This window comes from uncultured Frigoribacterium sp. (assembly GCF_963515265.1).
Lineage (GTDB): Bacteria > Actinomycetota > Actinomycetes > Actinomycetales > Microbacteriaceae > Frigoribacterium.
The window spans coordinates 1-10,813 of the sequence record NZ_CAUPYL010000083.1 but is presented as its reverse complement, the minus strand read 5'-3'; the positions used below and the strand labels follow the sequence as shown (position 1 = coordinate 10,813).

Annotated in this window: 8 protein-coding genes; 6 read left to right on the top strand and 2 right to left on the bottom strand. The window is 72.4% G+C overall.

Going from position 1 to position 10,813, the window contains the following annotated elements:
* The 3 genes from RWM17_RS08480 to RWM17_RS08470 form a co-directional block, all read left to right on the top strand.
* Positions 1–1,857 (top strand): ABC transporter ATP-binding protein (locus RWM17_RS08480; protein ID WP_314102688.1); only part of this gene is annotated, 1,857 nt, incomplete at its 5' end.
* A 173-nt stretch (positions 1,858–2,030) separates the two neighbouring features.
* Positions 2,031–4,217: an adenylate/guanylate cyclase domain-containing protein gene (locus RWM17_RS08475; protein ID WP_314102686.1), complete on the top strand. Its 2,187-nt coding sequence runs from the start codon at positions 2,031–2,033 to the stop codon at positions 4,215–4,217.
* A complete protein-coding gene (locus RWM17_RS08470) occupies positions 4,217–5,656 on the top strand; it encodes a mechanosensitive ion channel domain-containing protein (protein ID WP_314102684.1) in 1,440 nt (479 codons plus the stop codon). Before RWM17_RS08475 ends, RWM17_RS08470 begins: the two co-directional genes overlap by 1 nt.
* Positions 5,657–5,755: 99 nt before the next feature.
* Here the strand turns inward: RWM17_RS08470 and RWM17_RS08465 are convergent, their stop codons facing one another.
* Positions 5,756–6,511: a DUF305 domain-containing protein gene (locus RWM17_RS08465; protein WP_314102682.1), complete on the bottom strand. Its 756-nt coding sequence runs from the start codon at positions 6,509–6,511 to the stop codon at positions 5,756–5,758.
* Positions 6,508–7,197 (bottom strand): DUF3105 domain-containing protein, encoded by a 690-nt coding sequence (locus tag RWM17_RS08460; protein ID WP_314102680.1) that lies wholly within the window; start codon positions 7,195–7,197, stop codon positions 6,508–6,510. The genes RWM17_RS08465 and RWM17_RS08460 overlap by 4 nt, the downstream gene beginning before the upstream one ends.
* Positions 7,198–7,345: 148 nt before the next feature.
* On the opposite strand from RWM17_RS08460, the gene RWM17_RS08455 reads away from it, so the two are divergent.
* The 3 genes from RWM17_RS08455 to RWM17_RS08445 form a co-directional block, all read left to right on the top strand.
* Positions 7,346–8,710 (top strand): cystathionine beta-synthase, encoded by a 1,365-nt coding sequence (locus tag RWM17_RS08455; RefSeq protein ID WP_314102679.1) that lies wholly within the window; start codon positions 7,346–7,348, stop codon positions 8,708–8,710.
* 69 nt (positions 8,711–8,779) lie between these two features.
* Positions 8,780–9,943 (top strand): cystathionine gamma-synthase, encoded by a 1,164-nt coding sequence (locus RWM17_RS08450; RefSeq protein ID WP_314102677.1) that lies wholly within the window; start codon positions 8,780–8,782, stop codon positions 9,941–9,943.
* 87 nt (positions 9,944–10,030) lie between these two features.
* On the top strand, positions 10,031–10,813 hold a 783-nt coding region (locus tag RWM17_RS08445; RefSeq protein ID WP_314102676.1), incomplete at its 3' end, for an MFS transporter.

The following is a 10,813-nucleotide window of genomic DNA, read 5'->3' as shown; positions in this document are numbered from 1 at the left end:
GGCGGCGGCAGGCCGGGCGGAGGCGGCGGCCGTGGCGGCCGGGTCTCGAGCGGCGACGCGGCGGCCCAGAAGGCGGCCAACGCCGCCGCGCCGAAGATCCCCGACCTGTTCCGACGGATCCGCGGCCTCTTCTCTCCCCACCGGCGGGCACTCGTCGTCACCGTCGTGCTGGTGCTCGTCGGCGCGGCGATCAGCGTCGCGCCCCCGTTGCTCACGAAGCAGGCCTTCGACCGCGGGCTCTTCCCGGCAGGCGGCCCCGACGTGCCGGTGCTGATGGAGCTCGTCGGCCTGATGATCGGGCTGTGGGTGCTGTCGGCCGGGATCGGCGTCTGGCAGACCTGGCTCACCGCCACGGTCGGGAACAGCGTGATGGGCGCCCTCCGCATCCGGCTGTTCGGGCACCTCCAGCGCATGGAGCTCGCGTTCTTCACCCGGACGAAGACGGGCGTCATCCAGTCCCGCCTGCAGAACGACGTCGGCGGCGTCGCCAACGTGCTGAGCAACACGATCTCGAGCGTGCTCGGCAACACCGTCACGGTGATCGCCGCGTTCATCTCGATGCTCGTGCTCAGCTGGCAGATGACCGTCGTCACCGTCATCCTGCTGCCGCTGCTCGTCGTGGCGCAGCGCCGCGTCGGCCAGGTGCGCGCACGCATCGCGACCAAGACGCAGGAGTCGCTGTCCGACATGACGGCGATCACGCAGGAGGCGCTGAGCGTCAGCGGCATCCTGCTCGCGAAGAGCTTCAACCAGCAGCGCAGCGAGGTCGAGCGCTACTCGGCCGAGAACCGCACGCAGATCGGCCTGCAGGTGCGCCAGCAGATGAGCGGCCAGTGGTTCTTCGCCGTCGTCCAGATCTTCCTGTCCGTGATCCCGGCGCTGATCTACCTGGTGGCCGCGTGGCTCATCCTCCGCGACGTGCCCGTCACCGCCGGCACGATCGTCGCCTTCACGACCGTGCAGGCCCGGCTGACGTTCCCGCTGATGGGGCTCCTCCGGGTGGCGCTCGACCTGCAGACCTCCGGCGCGTTGTTCGCCCGCATCTTCGAGTACCTCGACCTGCGGCCCGCCATCACCGACGGCGGGGCCTCGGCGACGGTCGACGAGGCGCAGCTCGGCCGCGTCGAGTTCGACGACGTCGAGTTCGCCTACCCCGACGCCGAGCCGGGGCAGCGGACCCTCCGCGGCGTCTCGTTCGACATCGAGCCGGGCCAGTTCGCGGCGTTCGTCGGCCCGAGCGGCGCCGGCAAGACCACGGTGTCGTACCTGATCCCGCGGTTCTACGAGGCGACGGGCGGCAGCGTGCGCTTCGCCGGCACCGACGTCCGCGACCTGCGGCAGGAGTCGCTGGTCGAGAACATCGGCATCGTCAGCCAGGAGACGTACCTGTTCCACGCGACGATCGGCGACAACCTGCGGTACGCGCGTCCGGACGCCACCGACGACCAGCTGGTCGACGCCGCGCGGCAGGCGAACATCCACGAGACGATCGCGTCGTTCCCCGACGGCTACGACACCGTGGTGGGCGAGCGCGGCTACCGTCTCTCCGGCGGCGAGAAGCAGCGCATCGCCATCGCCCGCGTGCTGCTCAAGGACCCGGCCGTGCTGGTGCTCGACGAGGCCACGAGCGCGCTCGACACCGTGTCCGAGCGGGTCGTGCAGGAGGCGCTCGACACGGCCACGAGAGGGCGCACGACGATCGCCATCGCCCACCGCCTCTCCACCGTCCGCCACGCGGACGTCGTCTTCGTCGTCGACGGCGGACGGATCGTCGAGCGCGGCACGCACGACGAGCTCGTCGCCCTCGGCGGCGTGTACGCCGACCTCTACGGGCAGCAGGTGGCGTCGACGACGTGACCGGCGCCTCCTCGACGGCCGACGAACGCCGGGGACTCGCTCGGGGGACAGCGCATGTGACGAACTCGTGACGGATCGTGCACCGGTCGCCCTCGCCGTGGTATCTGTTGGGGGACGAGTTGAGACTGCGTCAGGTCGCTCACAGGGCCGGCGCCGGGGGAACGAGGCCACGCGTGTCGACCAGCAGCAGCACCACCACCAGCAGCGACGAGACCGCACCGACTCGGCGGCGCTCGCCGCTGCGGGCCCTGTTCGGGCGCGGCTCGCTCGACATCCAGTCGACCCTGCTCGTCATGCTGCTCGCCGTCAGCTTCCTGGCCGCGATCGTCATCGGCAGCGTCGGCTACGTCAACGGGCGGGACTCGCTCCGTGCGGCGGCGTTCGACCAGGTCACGAGCATCCGCGAGTCGCGGGCCCGCGACGTCGAGCGCACCCTCGCGGGCGTCCAGCAGGCCGTCGTGCTCGACAGCCGCAACGACAGCGCCGCGCAGGCGTCGCTCGACTTCAACGCCGGCTTCGCCGCGCTCGACGAGCAGCCCGTCGACCCTGCGCGCCAGCAGGCGGTGACCGCGTACTACGAGGACACGTTCGTGCCCCGGCTCGACGAGGCGACCGGCTCGACGACCGACCCGTCGCTGATCGAGCCGACCTCGCCGGCCCAGACGTACCTGCAGTCGCTCTACACGGTGCCCTTCGACGACGACTTCGACGCCTCGCTCGCTCTCGACGTCGCCGACGACGGCAGCGCGTGGTCGCAGGCCCGGGCCGACCACCACGACTACTTCCGCGAGATGGTCGACCAGCTCGGCTACGAGGACGTCCTGCTGCTCGACCTCGACGGCGACGTCGTCTACTCGGCCTTCTCCGGAGTCGACCTCGGCACGAACGTCGAGGACGGCCCGTACTCGCGGACGGCGCTCGCCGACGTCTGGGCGACGGCGCTGGAGTCGAACACGGTCGACTCGTCGTTCACGACCGACTTCCAGCCGTACGCCCCGTCGCTCGGCGTCCCGACAGCGTGGATCGCCTCGCCGGTGGGCTCGGGCGCGGACGTCACCGGCGTGCTTGCCGTGCAGGTGCCGACCGAGACCATCGACTCGGTCATGACGGGCGACCAGGGCTGGGCCGACCAGGGCCTCGGCCGGACGGGCGAGGCCTACCTCGCCGGGCCGGACGAGACCATGCGCTCGACCTCGCGCGAGCTCATCGAGCACCCTGACACGTTCGCCGCCGACGTCGTCGACCACGGCACCCCGACCGACGTCGCCGAGCGCCAGGTGGCGACCGGCAGCTCGGTGCTGCTGCAGCCGGTCGCGACCACCGCCGTGGACGCGGCCCTGCAGGGGCGCACCGCCACGACGGTCAACACCGACTACCTGGGCCACGAGGTCCTGGCGGCCTACGCGCCCATCGACGTCGACGGCCTGAACTGGGTGATCGTCGCGAAGGTCGACACCTCCGAGGCGTTCGCGCCCGTCGACGTGTTCACCCGCAACCTGCTGCTCTCGACGGCGGCGATCATCGTCGTGGTGTCGCTGCTCTCGCTGCTGCTGGCGCAGGTCTTCGTCCGGCCGGTGCGGCGCCTCCAGCACGCGGTCAACCGCGTCAGCGGGGGCGAGATCGGCGTCGAGGTGCCCGTCAAGGGGCACGACGAGTTCAGCGAGCTGGGCGGCGCCTTCAACGACATGAGCCGCAGCCTCCGGGTCAAGCAGGACCTGATCGACGAGCAGCGGCGCGAGAACGACCGCCTGCTGCTGACCCTCATGCCGGAGGCGATGGCCAAGCGCTACAAGGAGGGCGAGGAGACGATCGCCGAGGACCACACCGACGTCGCGGTCGTCTACGCCGACGTCGCAGGGTTCGACGACTTCAGCCGGGGGATGCGCTCGGGCGAGCGGCTCGCCCTGCTCAACGGGCTGTGGCGGTCGTTCGACGAGGCGGCGGAGCGGCTCGGCGTCGAGAAGGTGCGGAGCAGCCAGCAGGGCTACCTCGCCAGCTGCGGGCTCGCGGTGCCCCGCATCGACAACGCCCGCCGGGTGGTCGACTTCACCCTCGAGCTGCAGGGGATCATCGAGCGCTTCAACGCGACGAACTCGTCCCGCGTCGCGCTGCGCGCGGGCATCGACACCGGCCAGGTGACCAGCGGCCTCGTCGGCCGGACGAGCATGGTCTACGACATGTGGGGCGACGCCGTCACGCTGGCCCACCGGGTGCAGGACGTCTCGTCGCAGGCGGGCATCTACGCGACCGAGCGGGTCGTGCAGAAGATCGGCGACGGGGTGCCGGCGGTCGACTCGGGCACGGTCACGACCCAGTCGGGCGAACAGCGCGTCTTCCGCCTCGAGCGGCCGGCCGCCTGATGACGGCGCTCTGGCAGCAGCCGTGGTTCTGGCCGGTGCTCGCTGTGGTGGTCGGGCTGCCGGTGCTGCTCATCGTGCTCACCGAGATCGCGAGCACCCTGCAGCGTCGCGGCAACCCCGGCGCACGGGTCGTGCGGCTGCTCCGCACCTACGTGGTGCCGACGGCCGCCGTGTCGATCCTGGTCGCCCAGGTGACGATCGCCGTCGACTCGGAGGACTTCACCTGGACGCGCGTCGCCGCGACGGCCTTCGGGTTCCTCGTGATCGTCGCCGTGCTGAACGCCGTCAATCTCGCTCTCTTCACGAACGCCGAGAAGGGCAGCTGGCGCGACCGGCTCCCCTCGATCTTCGTCGACATCGGCCGCATCGTGCTCATCGCCATCGGGCTCGCCGTGCTGTTCAGCACGGTCTGGGGCACGGACGTGGCGGGGCTGTTCACGGCCCTGGGCGTCACCTCCATCGTCCTCGGCCTCGCGCTGCAGGGCGCGATCGGCAGCGTCGTCTCCGGGCTGCTGCTGCTCTTCGAGCAGCCGTTCCGCCTGGGCGACTGGCTCGACGCCGGCGGCGTGCGCGGCCGCGTCGTGCAGGTCAACTGGCGCGCGGTGCACATCGACACGGGCAACGGCATCCAGATCACCCCGAACGCGTCGCTCGCCGGCTCGTCGTTCACCAACCTCAGCCGCGGCGACGGCAGCTACACCGTCACCGCCCTCGTGGCCTTCACCACCGACGACCCGCCCGCCGAGGTCGTCGCGCTGCTGCAGAGGGTCGCGGGCGGCCTGCCCGAGCTGTGGCCCGGCACGACGCCGGTCGCCGTCCCGCTCGGCGGCGCCGCCTACGAGGTCTCGTACGAGGTGCGCGGGCCCGCCCACGAGGGCTCCTCGCTCGCGACGCTGCGCAGCTGGCTCTGGTACGCCTCGCGCCGTGCAGGGCTCGGCCTCGACGGCGACACCACCGATGCGTTCGTGACTCCCGAGCGGATCGAGGAGGCCGTCGCGGCCGTCGCCCCGACCCTGCAGGTGACGGCGGACGACGTGCCTGCCCTCGTGCCCTCGGTGCGCCTCGAGCGGTACGCCGCGGGCGAGGTCGTGCTGCCGCTCGGCGTCGTGCCGGAGGCCCTGCGCTTCGTGCTCAGCGGCGCGGTGGCCCTCGGGGTCCCGACGCCGGGCGACGCGGTCCTGCCCGTGTCGCGCGTCGAGCGGGGCGACTTCGTGGGGCAGACGGTGCTCACGCGCCAGCCGACCACGACCCGCGCCGTCGCGGTCTCCGAGGTCGCGGTGCTCGTCGTCCCGGGCGACACGCTCGACGCGCTCGTGCGGGTGAGGCCTCGCCTGGCGCGGGAGCTGGGCGAGGTCATCGACCGGCGGGGTGCCGCCGCGCGCGAGGTGGCGGAGGCGTCGGGCGAGGCCAGAGGCCCCCAGGGGCAGCTGGCGTCCTGACGGGCCGGCGCCGCGCCTCCTGGGCTCGGGCCGTCGGCCGGTGCAGGCGGCTCCTGCCGTCGGCCCAGGGGCCGCGCTGGCTGTGAGGGCGAGCGTCGTTCAGTCGCGGAGGGCGAGCATCGCCCGCATGGCGTCGACGTCGCTCTGCTGCGTCATGATCATGCCGCTCGCGAAGGCGTCGACCTGAGGGTCGTCGCTGCGGGCGAGGACGGCCTGGGCCATCTCGATGCCGCCCAGGTGGTGGTCGATCATCAGGGTGAGGAACAGGCGCTCGGCGTCGACGCCGTCGGCGGCCCGCAGCTCGGCCATCTGCTCGGGCGTCGCCAGGCCGGGCATCGGCTCTCCGGGCACGTGGCTCGGCGCCGGGGAGCCGGACGCGGCGCCGCCGTGCTCGTGCCCGGACAGCTGCCCGTCGAGCGTCGGCTGCGTCATCCAGGTCATCACCGGCTGGGAGGGAGCCTGGGGCACGCCCCACACCTCGAGCCAGGCGTACATCTGGCCGGCCTGCTGCGACTGGGTCGCGGCGATGTCGTAGGCGATGGTGCGCACGTCGTCCGAGGTCGAGCGGTCGCGGATGGCGAACGACATCTCGACGGCCTGCTCGTGGTGCACCTGCATGTCGCGGGCGAACCCGGCCTCGACGCTGTTCGTGCCGGGCACGACGGGAGCCGACGAGGTGAGCCGCCCCACGGCGACGCCCGTCCCGAGCACGAGCAGCAGCGCGACCGCGGCGGCGATCACGAGGCGCAGGCGACGACCTGAGGAGGTGCCGGCAACGCCCGCCTCGGTCGTCACGTCGTCGAGGTCGTCGTGCCGCTCGTCGCGGTCGTGTGCCCTGCGGAGGTCGTCGGTCACGACACCTTGCCGGGGCCGTCGACGCCGCCCGTGCAGGGCGCGCCGGGCTCGGGGGCGTCCGCCGACTTCCAGTACTTGGTGACGAAGTCGGAGACGGCGTCGGCCGCGGGGTCGTCGAAGGCCAGCTGGGCGCCCCAGGCGCTGACGGCCATGGGGCTGTCCATGCCCTCGTAGGGCGAGACGACCGAGTAGGTGGAGGGCGCGAGGTCGGTGATCTGCTCGATCTGCTCGTCGGTGACCTGGGCAGGGTCGTAGGTGAACCAGATCGCGCCGTGCTCGAGGTCGTGCACGGCGTTCTCGTTCGGCACCTGCTCGGTGTAGACGCCGCAGTTCATCCAGACCGCGGCGTGGTCGCCGCCGGCCGGGGGAGTCATCTCGTAGTCGACGGCCCCCGTGACGTGGTTCGCGGTCAGGTCGTCCCAGGTCTGCACGCCGGCGACGTCGATCTCGCTGCGGTCGGCCCGGGGAGTGCCGCTCGTCACGACGACGGTGACGATCAGGGCGACCGCGGCGGCGCCCGCGACGGAGGCGGTCACGATGCCGATGGTCCGGTTGCGCTTCGACCTGGCCTGCTCGCGCTTGAGCGCCGCGACCTTCTCCTGCCGGCGCGCGTCCCGCTGCTGCTTCACGCTCATCGAGCTCGGGTCGGGCTTCGATCCGGGGGTGTTCTTGTCGCTGCTGGCCACGGTGGGGTCCTCTGGTGTCGGGGATGCGTCACCGATTTGTCCCACACCTGTCTGGGAAGACCGTCACAGCCGACCCGACTCGCCCCGTCATCTGCCGGGGGCCGCCGGTAGAGTCGGGCGGAGACATCCGGAACGCTAAGGAGCACCTGTGAAGTACGCCGAGACCGTCCTCGACCTGGTGGGCGACACCCCGCTTGTGAAGCTCAACAAGGTCACCGAGGGCGTCACGGCCACGGTGCTCGTCAAGGTCGAGTACCTCAACCCCGGCGGCTCGTCGAAGGACAGGATCGCGACCCGGATCATCGACGCGGCCGAGCGGGACGGCCTCCTCCTGCCCGGCGGCACCATCGTCGAGCCGACGAGCGGCAACACCGGCGTGGGCCTCGCGCTCGTCGCCCAGCAGCGCGGCTACCGCTGCGTCTTCGTGCTGCCCGACAAGGTCGGCGACGACAAGCGGAACGTGCTGAAGGCCTACGGCGCCGAGATCGTCGTCACCCCGACCGCCGTCGAGCCGTCCAGCCCCGAGTCCTACTACAGCGTGAGCGACCGGCTCGTCCGCGAGATCCCCGGCGCCTTCAAGCCGAACCAGTACGCGAACCCCGCCGGCCCGCAGAGCCACTACGAGACCACCGGTCCGGAGATCTGGCGCGACACCGAGGGCCAGGTGACCCACTTCGTGGCCGGCGTCGGCACGGGCGGCACGATCAGCGGGACGGGCCGCTACCTGAAGGAGGTGTCCGGCGGGTCCGTGCAGATCATCGGCGCCGACCCCGAGGGCAGCGTCTACAGCGGCGGCACCGGCCGCCCCTACCTCGTCGAGGGCGTCGGCGAGGACTTCTGGCCCTCCGCCTACGACCCCACCGTCGTCGACCGGATCATCGCGGCGTCCGACGCCCGGTCGTTCGAGCTGACCCGTCGTCTCGCCCGCGAGGAGGGCCTGCTGGTCGGCGGGTCGTCCGGCCTCGCCGTCGCCGCCGCGCTCGACGTGGCCCGCGAGCTCGGCCCGGACGACGTCGTCGTCGTGCTGCTGCCCGACGGCGGACGCGGCTACCTCGGCAAGATCTTCAACGACGCCTGGATGCGCTCGTACGGCTTCGCCGACAGCGTCGACGGGCGCACCGTCCGCGACCTGCTCGGCTCCAAGACCGGCTCCCTGCCGGCCCTGGTGCACGCGCACCCGTCCGACACCCTGCACGACGTGATCGGCATCATGACGACGTACGGCGTCTCGCAGATGCCGGTCCTCTCCGCAGAGCCCCCCGTGGTGATCGGCGAGGTCGTCGGCGCGGTCGAGGAGAAGGCGCTGCTGGAGGCGGTCTTCGCCGGGGGAGCGAGCATGGGCGACGCGCTGTCGACCGTGGTCGGCGCCCCGCTGCCCCTGATCGGGATCAACGAGTCGGTCGAGAGCGCGCGCGCCGCGCTCGAGACCACCGACGCGCTGCTCGTCACCGACGACGGCAAGCCCGCCGGGGTCGTCACGCGCCACGACGTCCTGGCCTTCCTCTCCTCCTGACGCCCGTTCCGTACAGCACCACGCGTCAGACTCCCCGCACCTGCTTCCCCGCGTCACGAAGGACACCCCATGAGCACCTCCGACCACGGCTTCTCGACCAGGGCCATCCACGCCGGCCAGGAGCCCGACTCGCGCACCGGCGCGGTCGTGCAGCCGATCTACCAGTCGTCCACGTTCGTGCAGGACGGCATCGGCGGCTTCCGCGACGGCTACGAGTACGCCCGGTCGGCGAACCCCACCCGGGACTCGCTGCAGGAGCTGCTGGCCTCGCTCGAGGGCGGCACGGCGGCCTTCAGCTTCGCCTCCGGCCTCGCGGCCGAGGACGCGCTGCTGCGGTCCGTCCTCCGCCCCGGCTCGCGGGTCGTGATGGGCAACGACGTCTACGGCGGCACGCACCGGCTGGTGAACCGGGTCTGGACGCCGTGGGGCGTCACCCTCGAGACCGTCGAGATGACCGACCTCGACGCCGTCCGGGCCGCGGTGCGCCCCGGCGAGACCGACGTGCTCTGGGTCGAGACCCCGAGCAACCCGCTGATGAAGGTCAGCGACGTCACGGCGCTCGCCGAGATCGGGCACGCTGCCGGCGCGCTCGTCGTCGTCGACAACACCTTCGCGTCCCCAGCGCTGCAGCAGCCGCTGTCCCTCGGCGCGGACGTCGTCGTGCACTCGACGACCAAGTACATCGGCGGGCACTCCGACGTGGTCGGCGGCGCCGTCGTCGTGCGCGACGACGAGCTCGCCGAGAAGATCGGCTTCGTGCAGTTCGGGGCGGGCGCCGTCTCGGCCCCGATGGAGGCCTGGCTGACGGTGCGCGGCATCAAGACGCTCGCGGTGCGCGTCGAGCGGCACTCGTCGAACGCCCTCGCGATCGCGCACGAGCTCGAGGGGCACCCCGCGATCGAGCGCGTCTTCTACCCCGGCCTCGAGTCGCACCCGGGGCACGAGCTGGCCGCCCGCCAGATGAGCGCCTTCGGCGGGATGCTCTCCGTCTCGTTGACGGCGGGGGCCGCCGCGGCGCGCCGCTTCGCCGAGTCGACCGAGATCTTCCAGCTGGCGGAGTCTCTCGGCGGCGTCGAGTCGCTGATCGGCTACCCGACCGAGATGACGCACGCGTCCGTGCGCGGCACCGAGCTCGAGGTGCCCGACACCGTCGTCCGCCTGTCGGTCGGCATCGAGGACGTCGCCGACCTGCTCGCCGACGTGCGCCAGGCGCTCGACCGCGCGCAGGCCTGATCCCCGGGGGCGCCTCCTGGTGGGGCGCCTCCTGGCGGGGCGCCTCCGGGAGGACCGGGCGTCGGAGGCGGCACCTAGGGTGAGGACATGACGACCGCCCCCGAGAGCACCCTGCCCGCGGGCGGCGTGCTCTCGCCGGCGTACCGGCTGGCCACGCTCGGCATGGTGGCCCTGATCGGCATCGCGGCGTTCGAGTCGCTGGCGATCACCACGGTGATGCCGATCATCGCGCGCGAGCTCGACGGCGAGGCGCTCTACTCGGTCGCCTTCGCCGCCCCGCTCGCGTCGGGGGTCGTCGGCATGGTGGTGGCCGGCAACTGGGCCGACCGCAGCGGCCCCCGGGTCGTGGTCACCGCCTCCATGGTCCTCTTCGCGATCGGCCTCGCCATCGTCGGGACCGCGCCCGACATGATCGTGCTGCTGCTCGGCCGTCTCGCGCAGGGGCTCGGCAGCGGCGCCGTCATCGTCGGCCTGTACGTGATGGTGTCGAAGCTGTACCCGCCGGCGCTGCACCCGTCGATCTTCGCCGGGTTCGCGGCGGCCTGGGTGGTGCCCGGCCTCGTCGGCCCCGTGGTCGCCGGCACCGTCTCCGAGCTGGCCAGCTGGCACTGGGTGTTCCTCGGCGCGGTCCTCGTCGCCCTGCCCGCCTTCGCGATGATCCTCCCGAGCCTCCGGCGCGTCCCGCCCACGCTGCCGGGCGTCGACGGTGCCCGCGTGCCGTGGAGCATCGGGCGCATCGCGTGGTCGGTCGCCGCAGCCCTCGCCGTCATGGCCCTGAACCTCCTCTCCGAGCTGCCGCTCGCGGCCGCGGCGGCCGTGCTCGCCGCCTCCGTCGTGGTGCTCGTCGTGGCGCTCAGGCCGCTGCTGCCC